Origin of the sequence: Chrysosporum bergii ANA360D (assembly GCF_029891735.1) — a bacterium.
In the GTDB taxonomy this organism is placed as follows: Bacteria; Cyanobacteriota; Cyanobacteriia; order Cyanobacteriales; family Nostocaceae; genus Umezakia; species Umezakia bergii.
In genome coordinates, this window is the sequence record NZ_JANQDH010000032.1 from 43,864 (window position 1) to 64,251 (window position 20,388).

Below are 20,388 nucleotides of genomic sequence, written 5' to 3' on the forward strand. Positions count from 1 at the left end.
AACTTCTCATGTCATGTGGGGCTTTTTCGCCCCACTACCCAAATCTACAAACCACAACCTCAACCACGCCAACAGCATCTTCTGCAAAATTCCCTACCCACCCCTCTGGACTCATAGCCGCAATGTTGGCAAAATAGGCTGATACTATTGCTTTGATAGATTCTTGTGACATGATGTAATTTAATTTGAATAATCGCTGACTAATAATAGTAGTGTAGGAGGAAAACGTGAAAAAAGCCGTTATTACCAAAATATTAATTTCATCACTCAGTTGCTTACCTTTATTATTCCCTAGTCAAGCATCTGCTCAGTTTTTACCACGACCTTGGGTTTCTGTAGGTGAAAAAGATGGCGAGGTTACCTATGCTGTAGGAGTTAGAGCTTTAGGTTTTGGCGTTGAGCTAGGAAAAGGACCCGACGACGCTGTGGGAGGAGATGTTTTAAAATTTATCAGTTTACCAATTATTTCCCCCTATGTAGGAGTTGGCTGGTATTCAGAAGATAAAGGAGTAGCTTATTCTGGTGGTGTTCATGTTGGTGCTACTGATAACATCTTTCTAGGTGCTGGTTACAACTCCGTACGGGGAGTCAACGGACAAATAGGAATCAAATTTTAATTTGTGTAATTGTTAAATGATTGACAGTCCCCGGCGTAAACGCAGGGTGATTCTACCAACCACAGTAGATATCCCCACTCCTGTAGCGTTACTTCGGGGATGCTCTCCCCTGGTTTGCTTGGCAAGATTTAAAATATTTACTGCATTTACATCTCTTTGAAGTTCGCAACCACATCAGCAAGCAGGATGCTCCCGCCACAACATGAGCATTTATATTAGACTTTTCTTTGGTTTTACAAAAATGTTTCTTAAAATAGTAGTATAAGCAGTATGCACTAAACTATTAATGCACAAAAAAAGCGCCAATTATTATATAATCCATAATCCACCTTTTATAACCACTTACCAAGCATTAGCTTGGATTTTCCCAACCCTAACCCGGCGCAAAACATAAATCATACTGCAATTAAGCAGCGTCCATAACTTCATTTACATAAAACCGGAATATTAATATGGAGCAAGGATTAAGATTACTCACTAAATTAGTGATAGAATTCACACCAGTAATAGTCACTTTAATTCAAAAGCGTACTCAAGAAACCCTCTCCCAGAGCGACTTTCAATTTCATCAAGTAATTAAAGAATTAATCAGAACTTTCAACTTACCCCTAGAGAAAGATAGTGGAATTACAGAATTTGATCAACAAAAAATCCTACAACAGCAACTAGCTCTTTACCAACGAGAAACCCAACTACAAATAGCTAACCAAACCAAAGAAACATCTGTAAAACTGCCAGAAATAGCCAAAATTATTGAAAGCTGGCCATTAAGACTTTATCCTTCACAAATTTTAGATTCTGGGACAAATTATCAACGTACACCCTTAAAAATTTTTCTCGCTCCTCCACAAATTAAATTTGACAAATTTGAGCAAAACAATCTAGAAAATTCGCAAATTGAGCCAATATTGGCTGAAGGTTTACGAAAATTTCTTCACAAATATTATTCCCTCCACAGTCCCATGAGACCAACAGAACTGTTAGCAGGGGCCTGGGATAGTAAGCGGTTTCATAGTGAGTCTAGTATCAAAGCTTTGTTTGGGATGTTGAAAACAGAGCCGATTTTAATTTTAGAATCAGAGCATGACGGGGATTATCTCAATTTTCGCATTGCTTACTGGGGCTTAGGTCAGGAAACCTATTACTACAAAACAATTTTTCGCCTACCTTATCGGGAAATTCTGCACAACTCAGCCAAAAGTCGGGCTTTAGAATGGAAGAAAGTCAGGGATGAGTTATTATTCATGGGGGAGGATACGGAAGAAATCAATAATTTAGGCGGGGATAATGTCTCTAACCTGGCAATTTTAGAAAAAGTAGAAAAATGGCAAGAAAAAGGAATTGATATCAGTAAATTATCCTTAAACTATCAAATTAACCATCAAGATTGGCAGAAACTTTGTCAAGTACTAATTAATTGTCATTGCTTGGTGGTGGCTTGGGTGGCGGATGCTTATCATTTAGTTGACTATGATGTTCCCCCTCTATTACCCCAGGTGCTGCCTAGTTTACTGCAAGAAACCTCTAACCTACAATCTGTAGAAGAGTTTCTGCGGGTATGCGCCACAGGTTATCAAGAGGTTTATCAAGCCCTGGAAAATCAGCGCCATTACTGGGTTCCAGAGTTAGCTTTGCAACTAGCCCAAAGTTTATCTTATTTACCCGATCGCTCATGGTCACAGTCCCAGGTTGATTACTCTATTAACACATGGTTGAAATTGCGTCAAGTGCCAGCAGAGGAATTTATCAATCCTTTACAGGCGATGCAATCAGCAGTGAAAATAGAAGATAAAGCATATCTAGAAAAGTTAAAGGATTATTTCACAGCCATAGGTAATAACCAGGGTATTTCCGAAGTAGACCAGCTGTTAAATACCATAGCGGAACTAGAAAAAAATTCCCCCCTACCAACCCCCAGCCCCAAGCATACCCTAACTGCACATTCTGGCAAAATAACATCCTTAGCCATTAGTTCAGATGGAGAGGTTTTAGTCAGTGGCTGTACAGACAAAAATATCAACCTGTGGAATTTAGAGACTGGGAAACAAATTCGCACCCTCACCAGTAACGAAGGGGGAATTTCCTCTGTGGCCATTAGTCCCGATAATCAATTTTTAGCTGTTGGTAGTTGTGACCATCCCAAAAGTAACGTTAAAGTTTGGCACTTAAAAACTGGTAAACTACTACATACCCTGTTAGGACATCAAAAACCAGTTAATGTAGTAGCCATTAGCCCAGATGGGCAAATTCTGGCCAGTGGAAGTAATAAAATCAAAATCTGGCATTTATATACAGGCGATCGCATTTGTACACTTTGGCATTCTTACACCGTTCATGCTATAGCCATTAGCCAAGATGGAACAATTCTCGCCAGTGGTAGCGCCGACAGTAAAATTAGATTGTGGAACCCGCGCACTGGCGATCCTATCCGCACTTTAACCGGTCACTCAGGTGAGGTCAAGTCAATTGCCATCAGTCCTGATGGTAAAACCCTTTTTAGTGGTAGTGCTGATACAACCATCAAAATTTGGCAACTTTCCACAGGTGAACTGCTGCAAACATTAACCGGTCACTCTGGTGAGGTCAAGTCAATTGCCATCAGTGCTGATGGTAAAATCCTTTTTAGTGGTAGCGCTGATACAACCATCAAAATTTGGCAACTTTCCACAGGTGAAGTACTACACACCTTAACCGGACATTCAGGAAGTGTAAATACTATTTATTTGAGTCTAGACGGTCAAACCCTGGCCAGTGGTAGTGCTGACAAAACTATCAAAATTTGGCATCAAAATTTGGCAAATAGCCACTGAATGAGCCAAAAATCAATCCCTGCGTTCAGAGTAATCATCAGAAGACATGGGATCTAATTCCCAGCGAGAACGATCACGTTGTTCTAAAATATCCTGGGTGTGGAGAAAAGCCCGGTCTTCCATAGGTAATCCTACTGCTTTTCCTATTTCATCAGTCACATTTTGATCAGGAGTAGGAGCAGTACCACCTACAGCCTCATCTCCCACCGTATCTTCTAGTTGCCATTTAGCATCAACATCTCCACCAGTAATTTCTGGACTAGTATGTTTATACTCTCTTCTTCTTTGTCTGAGAGTCCGTCCACCAATATTGTATCCCGGTAGCTCCTTAACACCAGTACCGTAGGATTCCGTCACTGCTTGATCTAAATCATCAGGATTAATTTCTACCATTTTTTTACTATAAATAATACTTACTAATTTATCCACTCATCAATCATAACCTTTCCAGATTACAGCCTTGTATCACGGGAGATGTATTACTAAAGTCATAAAAAACATATCTCCTAAGAACGACGATAAAACACTTGTTGAGTCCTAAGCTAGTAAATAAGTATTGGGATAACAAATAGATAACAATTGCTGCGGGCATCTTGCCCGATTATAGCCGGTTTTGCTGCCAATTTTGCTTAATTGAGGTACAGAAGTACATCATCAGCAAGGTGGACGCTTGCCTTACAAGGCCATAGTTTACATGATAATTTACATGATAATTTACATGATAGTTTACATTTGTATCTCACGTGTTTAATAAGTGCTTTAGTAACTAATTAATGAGTTAGGAAAGTTAGGAATCGGAGGTTAAAATGGAATATCAAGAATTTATTACTCATGTACAAAGCCTAGCTCAATCCAATTCCCGCGAAGAAGCAGAACAGGCTACCCATGCCACTTTAGAAACCTTAACAGAGCGCATCCCCAGGGAGGAAACCAAGGAAATAGCTGCACAATTACCACCAGAACTCAGCCAATATTTGCAAACCAAAGAAAAACAACCAAGTGAATCTTTCAACCTGCAAGAATTTATTACTCGTGTTAGTCAAAGAGAAAATATAGAACCAACAACTACCGCTATTCATGTCCGGGCTGTATTTGCAGTGTTACAAAATGCCATTAGTCCTGAGAAATTCGCCAAATTTCATCATTACTTCTCTCACGATTACGAAGAACTCTTTACTACATCGCCAACAAGTGAAATTCCCGCAGTTTAAGCAATAATTAATCAGGAAATTAATTAGGAAATCTTATGAGCAATAACAAAAAAGTTGCCATCCTCATAGAAGATGGAGTAGAAGATATGGAATTTACCATCCCTTGTAATGGCTTAAAACAAGCCGGGATGGAAGTACTTGTCCTTGGTTCACGCATGAATCAAAGATATAAAGGTAAACGAGGGAAACTCGCAGTACAACCCGACGCTACCACCACAGAAGCTGTAGTTGAACAGTTTGATGCAGTAGTTATTCCCGGTGGTATGGCTCCCGACAAAATGCGCCGCAACCCCAACACAGTCCGGTTTGTCCAAGCAGCGATGCAACAGGGAAAATGGATAGCAGCCATTTGTCACGGACCACAACTGTTAATTGAAGGTGATTTACTCAAAGGTAAACAAGCCACTGGTTTTAATGCTATCCGCAAAGACATGATCAATGCAGGTGCAAATTATCTGGATGAGCCGTTAGTGGTAGACGGTAATTTAATTACTTCTCGTGAACCCGGAGATTTAGCAATTTTCACCACAGCCCTACTTAGTCGTTTGGGTTACGGTGGTAAAGATGCGGGTCTTCCAGACGAACAAGACACCAGAGCGGAATGGTGGAAATTAGCCGATGCTTGGGGAGGTTCTACTAAAAATGACATCACCAGAGCTTTGAATACAGCATTAAGTGGTGAGCGTTATTCCTTGGAAGCCTTGGAACATTACACAGAAAAAGAATCAGATCCCCAAACGCGATCGCATTTTCAGGAGATGATTAGTAATAAACAGCAGCATATTCAGAGGTTAGAAACCTATCTGGACACCCTCGGTCAAAAACCCTCCATACTCGCCAACATCGCCCACCAATACGCCAAGGTAAAAAGTGCTTTCACTGGTAGCGATGACATATATCAATTACGTTGCGCCCTAGGGGATGTGCAAACAGGTATTGGTGACATTAGTAACCTGTGTGCCATGTACACTGACCCAGTAGCAACGGCAATTTTTAAGAAAATTCACCAAGATTTGCGGAACTATGAACTGCAATTAGCACGGCTATATCAGCAACGAGTAGCAAATGAAATTCAGCCACCCCAGCCCACCACAGGCGCTGCTGTGTAGATAACTGTAGCGGGCATCTTGCCCGCACATATGATGTTTATGAAATACAGATGATTGGATTTAGACCATGACCGACACAAGTGTAAAAAAAATCGACTCTAGCCATTCCCCCAAAGGTCAACTTGGTCAGAAATACTTAGCCTCTGGTAAATCTGTTTCCATGCGTCTTTGGGAAAACGAACAACCAACAGGAGATAAACAAACCACTGTCCGCGACTATGAAACAGTGGGCTATGTCATTAACGGACGTGCAGAACTGCACATAGAAGGGCAAATGATACTATTAGAACCCGGCAGTTCTTGGGTAGTGCCAAAAGGTGCAAACCACACTTACAAAATTCTCCAACCATTTACCGCAGTTGAAGCCACCAGTCCACCCGCTCAAATTCATGGACGAGATGACAGTTAAATGTTAAACCTAAAAAAAAGTAGAAACGTCTGATGTAACGCTCCTACACGGGTTAGTAAAAACCCGGATTTGAAATTGGTATACGTGCCAACAACACATATAACAGACAGTTGTATGCTTTTGCAACATTTTATCCTGATCAATGATAGAAATTTACCATAGAAACCATAGATAAATCCAATACTGATTTACAGCCTCCGTTGAAACTCCACCGTCACACGACTATCATTTTCTAAATTTGTGGAAGCACGCAGACGAATTTCATCATTGATGCGGTAATTTACCCCCCACTGAAACGGGTCATTAGCTGTCAAAATTTTAATACTGGAAATAGACACTTTAGGAGAAACATCCATCCCAGCCTCCGCTGCCAATTCTAAAGTAGAATTGCTCCTTGCTCCTTCGGGATTATTAGAAATAATCGTGGGAAATATACGCAATTCGCTTAAACCTAAAGCAGTACCAAGCTCATTAAAAGCTGACTGAAAATTGCTCAACACAGCTGAACCCGCGATATTAATTAGACCTAAAGTGCTATCTCCACGTTTCTGTCCATCCACAAACCCACCCCCCAACAAAGCCACAATTTCAGTTTCTGACCGGGCTGGACTGCTGGTTAGTTCCACTGATTCATTAAGTTGACTCGCAAAACCTTGGACATTGGCTTGAACTTGGACATTTTCTAAAGCTGCTAACCCAAAAGTATTTGCTCTTGAAAAATCACTACTTTGCACCACATCTAGCACCTTAGCCACCAACCGCACATCTAATTCCGGGTCGCGGGGTTGTGATGGTCTAAAAGTCGCCTTATTGTTGTAACCACGAGCCAGCTTAAACCGTGTAGTAAACAAATTGACCCCACCCCGCTCCAGTGTAATAGTACCATCAGGTATTGGTTGAGCAAAGGAACCGTTAACAGTCAGGTTTCCTGTAGCCAAAAAGCTGAGAATAGGTGGATTATTGATTTCTACGTTTTTACCCAATTGTATATCTAAATTATTAAAAATAGCTAAACTTTCGCCACTGACTGAATTATCTTTATTATTATTTTTTCCCCTAGCATCTCGAAGCATAGATGACAAGTCATTGCTACTATTCCCTGGTGCTGGTGAGTTAGCCCCATTTGCTAGTAAAACTTGACCATCGAATAAATTTACGTGACCGCCAATTTGCGGCTTCAGCGCTGAACCTGTAATGCGTAAATTACCATTAGCGCCCCCTTGGTACAAATCTTTCAAATTTAAAACTAGTTGGTCGATTTCAACAGTGAGGGGATTGTCAGACTTTTCTCGTCTGTTGTTGAAAATAGGAATTTCTCCAGATGCTACCACATTACCTTGGCTAAATTGACCTTGTAGGTTTTCTACTAAAATCCGGTCAAAATTAAACAGCACTTTTCCTGTAACACCGCTTATTTTTTCCGGTAGAGCCTGGGCTGTAAAAGTTGCATTATTAACAGTAGCTATGCCATTGACTACTGGTTTTTTGCTTGTCCCCCGCACTTCAATGTCTACCACTCCTTCCCCCTTCTCAAACGCCGCTTGATCAGTCAAAAAATTTAATATTGCTAATCCCTCATTTTTCACCTTGATATCCAAATTAATTTCATCGCTGTTTGGTGCAACAGCAGCAAAAGGTAACTGATAGGGAATACTACCAGTAATATTCACTGGTTGGGTTTCCACAATGGAAACAGTGCTGCCAAAATTCAAGCGTCCGTCTGCATAACTGAAACTAGCAAGGGCTGACTCAACTATCTGCTGATTTAATTTTCCTTCTTTAACTACTAACTCTCCTTTACTTTGGGGATTGGCAATACTACCTGCTATTGCAGCTGTACCATTGAGATTACCTGAAATACCAACTGGTAAATTAACAAAATTATTCAGTAACTCTAAAGGAAAGTTTTTCACTTGCAGTTGACCAGATTGATCATCACCGCCAAGATTACCCACAAAAGCCAAAAGACTATTTTCTAACTCAATTCGTAAAGGTCGTAATTGCAAAACTCCATTTTCTAACTTGCCTTCAGCAACAATATTATTAGCATTAGAAAAACGTTGGGTTTCTGTTTCTTTACCCCAGGTGAAATTTTCACCCTTTAAATTAAATTGTACAGATAAGCCTTTAGCAGTGGCAGTATCTAGGGCAATTTCGCCGTTAAAAGTCCCTTGCAAATCTGCTAAATCGGGAATTGGATTAGACTCCCGCCGTTGTTTTTCTTGTTCTTTTACCAGGGTATTAATTTCATTAAAGCGTTTTAGTTGAGTTAACAAAGGCTGTTCCGGTAATCCGGGGGATGTAGTAGTTAAATCCTTGGCTGTGCCATAATCGGATTCTGTTACCCCCTGTTGAAAATCTTGTAACTCAAATATCCGCCCTGCTGTCAGCACATCTTGGATCTGACCCTGATTAATATTGATTTTACCTTGTACTTCCGGACCTTGGGGAGTTTGACCAACATTACCAGCAAAGGTATAACGACTTTGGCCTTTAACCAACTCACTGCTAATCACCATAGCTTTACCATCACGGTAACGGAATTGGGCTGCTAAATTATCCCCACTAATGCGGCCAATTTGGGGTGATGCGATCGCTAAATTTCCTTGTGCTGCTGATGTTTGCAGATTAACCTGTAAACTTCCACTTAACAACCCCCCCACTGAACTTGCACCCAGGCGCACATCAGGCGGTGGTGTTAAATTTAAAATTTGTAAAGGAAAGTTAGCAACTTTGATGGCTAAATCATTTCCTTGTGTTTCACCTGTAGCTAATGCTTGTTGGTGTTTGATAGTAAACCATTGGGGGCGGTTTTGGGCATCCAGATTTAAAGCAATGATATCACTATTACCTTTTACATCTAAATTTAAACCTTGACCGGCTGCTGATGTAATTTTCCCCTTTAACAATGGCTCAAAAGCCACATTTTCTACTACCAGTTCTCGTAGATCCATCTTCCCTGCCACATTAGGTACAGGTAGATTACCAGTGATTTTTCCCTGAAAATCTGCACTTCCCGCCACTGTCAACTGATTAGGCAATTGAATGGGTAACTGTTGTAAGTTGTAATTTTTCGCCTGTACATCTAGATTTAACTGCGTAATTTTCGGTAAAGACCCCTGAGCAGCATTAATTAATATATCACCACTGAGATTTAAACCCTCAGCCCTAGCTCTTTCAATAGCCAGCTTTGCACCAGTCCAAGTCACAGCAGCAGTCACAGGTCGCTCCATTCCAGGGATACCTTGAGACAATTGTACTTGTCCAGCAGCCCGTACATCTGCTAATTTCCCAGAACCCCAAATGCCAGCCACTTGTAAAAACCCTGTCAAATCACCCCGTAACTTTTCATGAAAACGATTTAAAGCCAAACCAGAAGCATTAACTACAGCCTGATAGCGCCCCCTAGCCAACTTGATCTGAGCAGCCCTCATCATTCCCCCGGCAACATTTAACTGTCCTTCTCCACTAGCTTGGATAGTTTCTGGACTAAAGGACTGCAAAGACCCAGCCACATTTAATTTACCAGTTAACCCCCCCTGAAATTGTGGTGGTACTGCCACCAACTCTTGCACGGGCAGATTATTGGTTTGTAGTTGTGCTTGATACATACCATTAGCTAAATTTATCTGAGTAGCTGTCACAATTCCACCCGCCAATTTTAGCTGCGCGTCACCAGTACCACTTAAAGTATTGAGTGTAAAATTTTCTCTATTCCCTGCTATTTGCAACCGCCCCCCCAGGGAACCATCCAAAGCCCATGGGGATGCTGTCAAGATCCGCCCTAACCTGACATTATTAGCCACCAGGTGCGCTGAAAAGTTGTTCTTTTGTAATTCAATATTAGAAACTGCAACAGTGCCACCACCAATGTTTATTTCTGCCTCCTCCGTGTCAATAGTGGCAACTTGAAAAGGTTCCGCCTTGCCCTCTAAGGTAATACCACCATTAAGTTCTGCTCCAGCCAAAGAAATATTTGCCAGTTGACCTTGGTCTACAAAAGGTGTTAAGCCTACACTGGCAGCCTGGGCAACAGCCCGCCAACGCCCTTGAGCAAAACTACCACTACCCCGCACCATACCACCCCCCACATTCAACACCACGTTACGGAAAGTCAAACTACGGTCTGGGGCAATTACAGTTTCACCTGTACCGGGATAGGTGGCTGCGGGGGCTTGCCACTGTACCACCGTTTGCACATCATTGGCAGCACCAGTTAATTGGGCCGTGGCGGAAACAGTACCAATTTCTATGGGAGGTACTTTTTTATAAAGTTTAGCGATGGCATCTCCAGCAATTTTTTTGGCGGCAAAATTAAAATTGAGTTGGGGAACTTTCCCTAGTTTGACTAGACCAACACCTGTAATTTCTCCCCCTACCACAGCACGTCCCTGAATATCTCTCAAGGTAACTAGATGATCACGAGGAACAAATTCAAACTTACTACTGATATGATTAAAGTCAATTTTATCAATTTGGGCAGTTTTGATAGTGGCAACTGAGCCAGAAAGCACCGGCTTAGTAATGGCTCCCTGCATTTGCAAATTAGCTTGTAATTGCCCTTTTATTGGTACTGGTGCAGTAATATTCAGAGTTGCTTGGGCATTGGCTACACTCACAGCATGAACACGCCCTGCCAATTTATAGCCTGTTGAGGTGTTAATGATCCCTGTAACTACCAGGGGAATTTCCCCGTAATTAGTAGCAATATTATCTAGTTGTATTTCCTTGCCCTCAAACCGAAGTCGCCCCTGGGTATTGATAAAGGCTTCAGGAATTTGGGGAACTTGCAGCTTTACCCCTTGTAAGTCGGTAGCCCCAAATAATAGAGGAGGTTTTTCTGGTGTGAGTTGAATTTGCAAGTCGCCACTAACTTTACCAGCCTGTAAGTTAAAGGGTAATTTAATCAAGCGGGTAATTTGAGCAGCTAACAAATCTTGCGATCGCAGTTGTAATTTAGCTGTTAATGTTTGGGGAACTACATCTCCTTGAATAGCAACATTACCCCCACTATCTGCCCCACCCCTGACTTTAAACTTAATTAATTGGTTTTGTTTCAGCAATTGTGCAGTGCCGTTAATTTGAGAAAACCCGACTTTATTAGTGCTATCTTGGGGTATTAATGCCAACTTGGCATTACGAAACCGGAGTTTATCTAAATTAACCGAAATCAGTTCTTGTTTAGCAGGCGGAGCTATTTTAGTACTAATCCAGCGTCCTTGAGTATCTTGCTCAATGTAAATATCTGGATTAACTAAGGTAACATCCAGCTGGAGTTGACGCTGAAAAATCAATTCCAACGGATCAAAGCTCACTTGTACAGCATCAACTTTTACTTGATCTGGATCTGTGGGTGTGGCTGGGATGCTAGAATCAGCGAATTCTACTCCCGTCAAAGAAAACCCCGTCACCTTTCCCAACTTAACCGGACGGTTGAGTGTATTGGTGATGCTGTTTGCTGCTAGGGGCGTTAATTCTGTTTGGGCAAAATTCCACAACCGCCAAATACCACCCACCATTCCCACTAACAACAGTCCGCCTAGGGTAATGCCTCCGCGACTCAACAGCAGCAACCAAAAACCCTTGCGGTGGTCGGCATGAAAATGATGATCTTGATCTTGATGGGAAGATTTACTCATTTAATTTAACTTAAGGCTGGGTCTAGAGGGGTGACTACTAGCACCATTTCACAAATATAAATGCTTATTTTAGAATACAAACCTATTTTAGATTTGGGGATATGCAATTATTTAAAAAATGGGTTGAAAACCCCGGCATAAAAATGGTCGGCATGGGGCATCGGCACGAACTAAAATGGACAGGGAGTGACTGTAAGACTGTTTCGGCAGCGAGTTACTGTGAACTGTCAAGAATCACCGACCTTCAAGGTCGGTGAGTATGTCAAAAGATAGGTAAGTCGCAGAACAACAGGACATGATTACGCCTATGCGTGTATTTGTATTAATTTTCAATCCTAACACAGAAAACGAGGGCATCCACTCAATTCGTGTGGTGGATAATTCAGCATCCGCCTTAAGATATGTACGCAATAAAATCTTGATGTTTGAGTCAGAAGACGACGCTCTCCGCTTTGCTCTATTATTAGAAGCTCAAGACTTCCCAACTCCCAGTGTAGAAATGATTGATACTGAAGAAGTTAAGGAATTTTGTGCAAGTGCTGATTATGACTGGGAAATTATTCCCGCTAACAGCGATTTAGTGTTACCCCCAGAAACGAATGTCGAAGAAACCGACTGGCAAGTTGAGGATGAGGATAGCTACCGCTCTAACGATGTGCCATCAGCAGCACCAGAAATGTCTGATTCTGAACTAGAAAATATGCGGCGCAAATTAGAAGGGTTATTATAAGCTAAACCAGAGGATGGGGAGACCAAATCTTATTATAGTTATTGATGTGAATCATGGCAAACTTGGACGAACGCGGCTATCTTTTAACTGAACAGGTCAATCCTGATAGTGTCAACTTAGACCAGCTTAGTTCTGTTGAGTTGGTGGACTTGTTTAACCGCGAAGACCAAAAAGCAGTGGCCGCGGTGGCTGCGGCTCAAACCCAGTTGGCTGAAGCTATTGATTTGACCGCAGCAAGTCTACGCCAAGGAGGACGTTTATTTTATGTGGGAGCCGGGACAAGTGGCAGATTAGGAGTGTTAGATGCTGCTGAATGTCCACCTACATTTTGCACATCCCCAGAGTTAGTACAGGGAATTATTGCCGGGGGTGCTGGTGCTTTAGTCCGCAGTTCGGAGGACTTAGAAGACCGTAGCCCTGATGGTGAAGCGGCCATAGCCCAACGACAGATTACTCAGCTAGATGTGGTAGTTGGCATTACCGCCGGGGGAACTACACCTTTTGTCCACGGAGCTATCAATGCTGCCCGTCAACGAGGCGCTAAAACTATTTTTATTGCCTGTGTACCTAGTGAACAAGTCCCTTTTGATGCTGATGTTGATATTCGCCTATTAACGGGTCCAGAAATTGTCGCTGGTTCTACACGCTTAAAAGCTGGTACAGCCACTAAGCTGGCCTTAAATATCCTTTCTACAGGGGTAATGGTACAACTGGGCAAGGTTTACGGCAATCGCATGGTAGATGTGGCTGTAACTAACCACAAATTACGCGATCGCGCTTTACGTATTTTACATGATTTAACAGGTTTAAGTCGCGAAACCGCCGGCTTATTACTAGAACGCAGTGGTAACTGGGTGAAGTTAGCCTTACTCATGCACTGGACTAGTTTAGACAAAGATGCAGCCCATGGCTTGCTAACAAAACACCAAGGTAATCTCAGGGTAGCTGTTGCCAATTACAAAAATCACCAAGAATTTAACAATACACACTGATCCCTTATCTATGGCTAAACTATCCACAGAATTACAACGCTATTTTTTTGACCAAGACCGCCCAGCACAAGTCACTTTAGCAGAAATTATGCTGTTAGCAGAAGAAAGAGTTTTTGGGTTTTTGCTAGTTATTCTGTCTCTTCCTTCAGCTTTACCAGTTCCTGCGCCTGGTTTCTCCGTCCCCTTCGGGGTGCTAATTTTTTTACTAGCTATACAGCTGATGATTGGGGCAAGAATTCCTTGGCTACCGCCCAAAATGCTCAACCATCCCATCAAACTCACCACAGTACAGAGATTTGTCAAAGCCGGCAATCCTTGGTTACAAAGAATTGAAGCCATCGCCAGACCCCGTTTAAGCTACATTTGCACCACCACAACAGGTAAACTCACTATTGGGATCATGATCTCTCTGATGGCAATTTGTATGATGATTCCCATTCCCGGAACCAATTCTCTCCCAGCCTTGGGAGTCTTTGTCACCAGCTTTGGTTTAGTAGAAGATGATGGTGCAATTACTTTGGCAGGTTTAGTTATATGTGTCATGGGGGGCATTCTCAGTGCTTCAATTATCATTGCCGTGATTTGGGGCGGTTCCAGTCTTCTAGATTTACTCAAGACTTGGCTGGGTGGTTAATTTCCCCAACTATCCGGACCCCAAAAGACTTGCATTTTTGCTCAAACTCAGTTAGAGTCAAATTATCAGTTTAACAACCCTTTACATCCATCCACAGGCAAAATCACAGGGAACAAAAAATAGCAGTGATAGTTCGTTAGTATTAACGCACTATCCGGATCATCATCTACCTATTCGTTTTTTTGCTAATTAATTGAGAATATTTTGCAATATCATATATTTTTTTTGATAAGATATTAAAAATAACTACCCCAGCCTGCCAAATGATTACATTAATGAACTCTAATCTAGAGATTTTATTAATTCACAACACCTCAACGGAAAATGATGTTATAAAGTGGCTATTTGCTTTTAAACCATAAATGCAGATTATTTTCGTTTACCGCTGGGGATGTAACTAATGTAGCTAAGGTTACATTAGCTTTTTCCCATAGCCTCCACAAAATTCACTGATGACTAAATCCCCATGAATACTTTTTTTTGTTCTGACCATGCACGAGAGGTAAGAGAAGATATTATCGGTACTGCTACCAACTACCAAACATATATATTAGTTGAATGTCCGGGTCCATGGAGCTATGACGCTTTTCAATCTAAATGGGTACCCCACAACTTACGAACTTTAGTAGAAGAAGTACACCGGGCTAAGTTACCCGTTAGATTTCTTTTAGTTACTAATAACTACTCCCACAAAGTCAACTACACAACTCTGTTGATTTATCAAAAAAAACCAGGGTTGAGTGATGGATACCAAAAATACGAATTTAAGTTACCAGATATTCAACAAGTCGCTGAGGTAGTCAGAAAGTGCTTATACAGCAAAATACCCGATGATAAAACAGAAACAAATATCACCAGAGATATTTTAATATGTACTCACGGTAGTCATGATCAGTGTTGTGCTAGATATGGTAATCCTTTTTATTTCCACAGTAGCGCTGCCATCGCTAATTTACAATGGGATCACGTCCGGGTGTGGAAATCTAGTCATTTTGGTGGACATAGATTTGCACCAACAGCCATAGATTTACCAGAGGGTAGATATTATGGTTTTCTCAGTCAAGAATCATTTTACTCCATTTTGACCCGTACAGGTGACATACAATGCTTAAGAAAAGTATACAGAGGGTCAGGAATTATCCCCACTCCAGTGCAAATGCTAGAAAGAGAACTAATCCTCCGCCACGGATGGAGTTGGTTTAACTACAAACTAGCCGGCAAAATCATTGAGCAAAGTTTAGATAACAACACAATATTAGCCGAGTTAAGTTTTGAGGAACCCTCCGGTTCTCTATTTATTTACCAAGCCAAACTAGTCAAGGACAAAAAAAAGACATTACAAATAAAAGGTTCTTGCAATGCCACAGAAAACTCTGTATTCATCAAGTATGCCATAGATAGTATCAGCCTGGTTTGTCATAAAGTAGCAACTTGCCATCATTAAAAAGCTGCCATTTTAAAATCATCACCAGGGTTTCCATCTACCAAACTTTGGTAGCCCTAATTAAGAACCCAACATTTGTAAATTATGTAGGGTAGCATATAAACCCCCTTGTTGTAGCAACTGATCATGACTTCCTTCTTCTATTAGTTCACCGCGCTTTAACACAAAAATTCTATTTACATTGCGAATTGTAGATAGACGGTGAGCAATAATAATGGCAGTACGTCTCACCAAAAGTTGGTTTAAGGCTTCTTGCACTAAAGTTTCCGTACCCACATCTAAACTAGCAGTAGCTTCATCTAAGACTAAGATTTGGGGGTTACGAATAGCAGCACGGGCAAAAGCTAACAGTTGCTTTTGACCACTAGAAATATTTGTCCCCCGTTGTCGCAGTTGAGTATCATAGCCCTGGGGTAACTCTTCGATAAACTCAGCAATATTTGTTCTGCCGGCAGCTTGTTTAATTTCCTCAAAAGTGTAATGGTCTCCTAAAGTAATATTACTTTTCACATCACCAGCAAACAAAAACCCCTCTTGCAAAATCACTGCCATATACCGGCGTAAATCCGCCTGTGGTAACTCCCGGATATCTACCCCATCAATTAAAATCCGTCCCTGAGTGGGTTCATAAAGACGACACAAAAGCCGAATAATTGAACTTTTCCCCGCCCCAGTCGGACCAACTAAAGCCACCTTTTCCCCTGGGTGAATCACAAAACTTAGGTTTTTCAGGACATAATCATCATCTTTATAGGCAAACCAGACGTTTTCAAACTTAATTTCTCCCAAATCAGGAGGAGAATCAAAATTTTGCGATTCCATATTACTAATGATATCGTCTATGTAGCCAAGACGGTGATCAAGTATGGAAAAGCGGGGATTAATCCCATCACGGATTTCTATAGGTTCATCCAAAATGTTAGTAATGCGTTCAATAGCAGTAAAGCCAGATTGAATCACAGTGAATTTTTCCGCAAAGTCCCTTAAAGGGTCAAACAATCGCTGGGCATATAAGATAAACGCCCCCAAAACCCCAAAAGTCAAGCTATTATCTAAAAGTAACCAACCACCCACTAACAAAACTCCGGCAATGGCTACTAGTCCAATCCATTCTAAAGTTGCCGAAACCCCCGAATCATAAAAGATGGTTTTATCTACTTGCTGAACGTAGCGTTTATTAGTCTGGCGAAATAACTCAGCATTAAATTTTTCCCGTCGGAACAACTGCACCACATTAATACCAACTACATTTTCCTGTAGCTGGGAGTTTAAAGCAGAAAGTTCTTCCCGTGTTTTGTAATTAGCTTGGCGGTACTGCTGCTGAAAGAAAATAATTAACCAAGTCACTGGTAACAGCATCACCAGCAGCAAGCAAGCCAGTTTCCACTCAATGGACAACATAATACTGATAATCACCAACATACTAAATACATTGGAGACAATACCAATAGCCCCGGTAGAAAATACATCTCCTAACACTTCTACATCGCTGGTGAGTCGAGTAATTAATTTACCTACAGGTGTGTTGTCAAAGAAACGCACCGCCAGAGATGTGACATGGTGAAATAAATCTTGACGAATCGCCGCAGTGATTTTTTGCCCCAGCTTCTGTAGCAGATAACCTTGAACACTAGTTAACGACAGTCGGATCACAATAGACATGAGTATCAATACTTGCAGGATATTTAACCCTTGCCACAGGGGGCGATCGCTGAGAAATTCATAGGTACTTGTTTCATTGCGAATCAGGGAAATAACTTGTCCAATCAGGAGTGGTTGTACTGCGTTAGCTAATGCGATGGGTATTAGTAGCACTAGCGCCAGTGTCAGCAGTCCTCCACTACGACGCGCATAAGGCAATAGACGTAAAAACAACCGCCAGTCGCTGTTATTTGTGCGGTTATCTCTCTGAGATTTGTTTAAAGATTGGTAGCTGCTCATAGTAAGAGCATTATATTAAGTTTTGCCATGGGAAAAACATTTTTTTAGGTAGCATTCCTAGTTGTAGTTTTTCGTCTTGCTAGAGATATACAGCAGTTACGCAACTCCTACAGCCTTAGCTCACCGGGGAATAAATTCCCCGTCTCAAAGCTCAAGTCCGTTAAAACGGACTGATTTTTATATATCTAATCTGTTTCCTGTTCTAAAAATGGAATTGTCGTTTTATTTTGATGATGTGTTTTTTGATTATTCACATAATCAACAGCTGTCGGTAATTGTTTACCACCTAAAGAAAAAACTCCATATCCTTCTTGCCATGCAAATTCTTGTGTTTTCCCCAAAGTATGATTATAGTGATAAGCACTACTACCTTTTAAAGTTTTCACAAATTCAGCTATAGATAATTTAGGCGGAATGGAAACCACAAAATGAATATGGTTTTCAATACCACCAATAGCATGAATTATACAACCTAAATAATCCGCCTTCCCAATTAAATAACCATAAAATTTATCTTCTATATCAGGTGTAATTAAAGGTTCGCGTTTTTTCGTTGCCCAAACAATATGATAATATAATCGCCATAAAGCCATAATGGTTTGAAAACAAAAAAGCCTAATTTTTTTGTCCTGTCTAGCCCATCCAGTTAGTCCAACCCATCCAGTTAGTCCAACCCATCCAGTTAGTCCAACCCATCCGGACGGGGAATAAATTCCACGTCTGAAAGCTCAAGTCCGTTAAAACGGACTCAGATCATATTACCAAAAAATTGAATCACATGAAAAATAAAATTTCCATTATTAGGTAAAAAATATATAAAACCAGAACCACAAACCAACCCATCAACCAGTCGGTTTTAACCGACTTTAGCTATTAGACAGGGAATTTATTCCCTGGCTGCATGATAAATCATTAACAAGCAAGATGCTTGTGTTACCAGACCGGCGATCAAACCCCCACCCCACACATACTCTGCGCCTGGGGCTTGAGCGCGATCGCTTTTATAATCTGCTTTCTTTTTATATCGCTTAAACGCATTATAAACGCATTTATTATCGCTTAATCGTTACTGAAATTCCAAATTATTGTGACATCGGATAAGGCGCAATGTGGGTTATAAACTCAACCAGCTAAAGACCTCTTGAACAGTAATATTTAATTCAATTCCGGTGATAACCGGCAAGTAATCGTTATTTTTCAGTTCCTTAACCCGGCGATCGCTATCTACTACCAAAATACTTTCATCGTCACTATCAACCAACCAACCTAACTCAGTTCCATACTCAGCACAGTGTAGTAATTTGCTGAGAACTTGTTTATATTTCTGTTCGGGAGAGAGAATTTCAATTACCCAATCTGGATGAATTTCAAACCGATTAGCGATGCGTCCTGATGGTAACTTAGGGATTCGCTCCCAACGAAATACCGCTATATCTGGAACAATTGCCAATCCACTAAAAATACAGCGAAGTTCTGGAAAGGCTTTGGCAATTTTCTGAGGTTTAGTAATTTGATTAATAGTTTCGCATAGATCAATTTGAAGTTGGCTATGTTGCCCTTGAGGCATTGGTTTCTGTATAATTTGTCCATGTATAAATTCAGAAGCTGGTTCTGTCTCTGGCAATTGCAAAAATTCTTCTATATTTGTCGGTTGAATTGCTGCAATAGTCATAGCTTTATGTTTTCTCAAACTTCTTTAATTTTAACAGCGAATGACACTTTAGCAAGTAGGATGCTTGCGTTACAAATTTTACCGACGATACCAACTGCGAAGGCGCTGGGGTGAAACACCGAGTAAATAACCAATAATCACTATTTGATTGAGTAGGGTGGTGTGGAATACTCCTTTTTTTAACCATCTCCGGGCAGATGTGATTACTGGTACTGGAATAATAGTAATTTTACCAATAGCCTTTAACCGCATCATGATTTCCAAGTCTTCCATAATCGGTAATTCTGGAAAATAGCCAACTTTTTGGAACACTTCTTTAGTTAGAAATATTGCTTGATCGCCGTAGGGCATTTGACAAAAACGCGATCGCCAGTATACTCCCTTTTCTACCCATCTTAATGTCCACAGTGAGGCATCAATCCGCAAAGCAAAAGCTCCTGCTACTATTCCCGGTGCTTGGAGTGCAGCGCGAATCATGTCATCAAACTGAGAGGGTAGACGTGTATCAGCGTGGAGAAATAGCAGGATGTCACCCCTTGCAGCCTCAGCACCTGCATTCATTTGAGCAGCACGACCGGGAGCAGATAAAATGACTTTCACCCCCAATGACTGGGCTATACTCACAGTGTGGTCTTGTGAGTCACCATCCACCACGATTAATTCTATATTTCTACTGGGTTGAGTGCCAGCGATGGCAGCTTTAATATTTTCTGCTTCGTTGCGGGTGGGGATAATAATAGAAATTTTCTTCTCAGCTTCAATTAGGAGATGTACATTATCTGGCATTACTTCCATTTCCATAACCTCACTGTTAAACTCATTGGCGACTCCTCATATGATTTCCTGAAGACGGACATCAACACCATGGATTAAAACCTTTCTACGACACTTTGGACACCCAACCACGTGTTACTTACAAATGTAGAATGTAGAATGAGTGAATTGCACCAAGCAGTTGTTTTAGGCGAAGCAAATCGCGCGTGTAACACAAGCATCTTGCTTGTCACCAATACCGGCTAGAAGCCGGTGCTACTCCCATAAACTAGTCGGTTTTAACCGACTTTAGCTATTAGACAGGGAATTTATTCCCTGGCTGCACGATATAATAGAACAGCGCAGAATGAGTGAATGTAGAATGAGTGAATTTAGGCTTGTTAATGCTGCGATCGCCATCCCTGGC

General features: G+C 41.2%; 16 protein-coding genes. 9 read left to right on the forward strand and 7 right to left on the reverse strand.

Annotation, left to right across the window (positions count from 1 at the left end):
- Nucleotides 1–34 precede the first annotated feature (34 nt).
- Nucleotides 35–172, reverse strand: a complete 138-nt coding sequence (locus NWP17_RS04705; RefSeq protein WP_280653754.1) for a hypothetical protein — start codon at nt 170–172, stop codon at nt 35–37.
- Between the two features lie 55 nt (nt 173–227).
- On the opposite strand from NWP17_RS04705, the gene NWP17_RS04710 reads away from it, so the two are divergent.
- Nucleotides 228–617, forward strand: coding sequence for a hypothetical protein (locus tag NWP17_RS04710; protein WP_280653755.1), 390 nt, complete (start codon nt 228–230; stop codon nt 615–617).
- A 452-nt stretch (nt 618–1,069) separates the two neighbouring features.
- Nucleotides 1,070–3,427, forward strand: a complete 2,358-nt coding sequence (locus NWP17_RS04720) for a WD40 repeat domain-containing protein (protein WP_280653756.1) — start codon at nt 1,070–1,072, stop codon at nt 3,425–3,427.
- Between the two features lie 12 nt (nt 3,428–3,439).
- Here NWP17_RS04720 and NWP17_RS04725 read toward each other — a convergent pair whose 3' ends face one another.
- A complete protein-coding gene (locus NWP17_RS04725; protein WP_280653757.1) occupies nt 3,440–3,820 on the reverse strand; it encodes a DUF6335 family protein in 381 nt (126 codons plus the stop codon).
- 413 nt (nt 3,821–4,233) lie between these two features.
- Here NWP17_RS04725 and NWP17_RS04730 point away from each other — a divergent pair, with 413 nt between their 5' ends.
- The 3 genes from NWP17_RS04730 to NWP17_RS04740 all read left to right on the forward strand — a co-directional run bounded on the left by NWP17_RS04730 (nt 4,234) and on the right by NWP17_RS04740 (nt 6,156).
- Nucleotides 4,234–4,638, forward strand: a complete 405-nt coding sequence (locus tag NWP17_RS04730; protein WP_280653758.1) for a DUF2267 domain-containing protein — start codon at nt 4,234–4,236, stop codon at nt 4,636–4,638.
- Between the two features lie 35 nt (nt 4,639–4,673).
- Nucleotides 4,674–5,747: a DJ-1/PfpI/YhbO family deglycase/protease gene (locus tag NWP17_RS04735; RefSeq protein WP_280653759.1), complete on the forward strand. Its 1,074-nt coding sequence runs from the start codon at nt 4,674–4,676 to the stop codon at nt 5,745–5,747.
- Between the two features lie 67 nt (nt 5,748–5,814).
- Nucleotides 5,815–6,156 (forward strand): cupin domain-containing protein, encoded by a 342-nt coding sequence (locus tag NWP17_RS04740; protein WP_280653760.1) that lies wholly within the window; start codon nt 5,815–5,817, stop codon nt 6,154–6,156.
- Nucleotides 6,157–6,344: 188 nt separating this feature from the next.
- Here the strand turns inward: NWP17_RS04740 and NWP17_RS04745 are convergent, their stop codons facing one another.
- Nucleotides 6,345–11,795, reverse strand: coding sequence for a translocation/assembly module TamB domain-containing protein (locus NWP17_RS04745; RefSeq protein ID WP_280653761.1), 5,451 nt, complete (start codon nt 11,793–11,795; stop codon nt 6,345–6,347).
- A gap of 295 nt (nt 11,796–12,090) precedes the next feature.
- Between NWP17_RS04745 and NWP17_RS04750 the strand changes: the two genes are divergently transcribed.
- The 4 genes from NWP17_RS04750 (at nt 12,091) to NWP17_RS04765 (ending at nt 15,595) form a co-directional block, all read left to right on the forward strand.
- Nucleotides 12,091–12,525, forward strand: coding sequence for a DUF3110 domain-containing protein (locus tag NWP17_RS04750; protein ID WP_280653762.1), 435 nt, complete (start codon nt 12,091–12,093; stop codon nt 12,523–12,525).
- A 53-nt stretch (nt 12,526–12,578) separates the two neighbouring features.
- On the forward strand, nt 12,579–13,517 hold the full coding sequence (gene murQ, locus NWP17_RS04755) for an N-acetylmuramic acid 6-phosphate etherase (RefSeq protein ID WP_280653763.1): 939 nt from the start codon (nt 12,579–12,581) through the stop codon (nt 13,515–13,517).
- Between the two features lie 10 nt (nt 13,518–13,527).
- A complete protein-coding gene (locus NWP17_RS04760; RefSeq protein WP_280653764.1) occupies nt 13,528–14,151 on the forward strand; it encodes an exopolysaccharide biosynthesis protein in 624 nt (207 codons plus the stop codon).
- Between the two features lie 466 nt (nt 14,152–14,617).
- Nucleotides 14,618–15,595, forward strand: a complete 978-nt coding sequence (locus NWP17_RS04765) for a ferredoxin family protein (protein WP_280653765.1) — start codon at nt 14,618–14,620, stop codon at nt 15,593–15,595.
- Between the two features lie 60 nt (nt 15,596–15,655).
- On the opposite strand, the gene NWP17_RS04770 is transcribed toward NWP17_RS04765, so the two are convergent.
- The 4 genes from NWP17_RS04770 to NWP17_RS04785 all read right to left on the reverse strand — a co-directional run bounded on the left by NWP17_RS04770 (nt 15,656) and on the right by NWP17_RS04785 (nt 20,003).
- The gene (locus NWP17_RS04770) at nt 15,656–17,536 is read right to left on the reverse strand and encodes an ABC transporter ATP-binding protein (RefSeq protein ID WP_280653766.1); all 1,881 of its coding nucleotides are present in this window, start codon (nt 17,534–17,536) and stop codon (nt 15,656–15,658) included.
- Nucleotides 17,537–17,721: 185 nt separating this feature from the next.
- On the reverse strand, nt 17,722–18,129 hold the full coding sequence (gene tnpA / locus NWP17_RS04775; protein WP_280653767.1) for an IS200/IS605 family transposase: 408 nt from the start codon (nt 18,127–18,129) through the stop codon (nt 17,722–17,724).
- Nucleotides 18,130–18,650: 521 nt separating this feature from the next.
- Complete coding sequence (locus tag NWP17_RS04780) at nt 18,651–19,208, reverse strand: Uma2 family endonuclease (protein WP_280653768.1); 558 nt, start codon at nt 19,206–19,208, stop codon at nt 18,651–18,653.
- A gap of 78 nt (nt 19,209–19,286) precedes the next feature.
- A complete protein-coding gene (locus tag NWP17_RS04785) occupies nt 19,287–20,003 on the reverse strand; it encodes a TIGR04283 family arsenosugar biosynthesis glycosyltransferase (protein WP_425332641.1) in 717 nt (238 codons plus the stop codon).
- Nucleotides 20,004–20,388 lie beyond the last annotated feature (385 nt).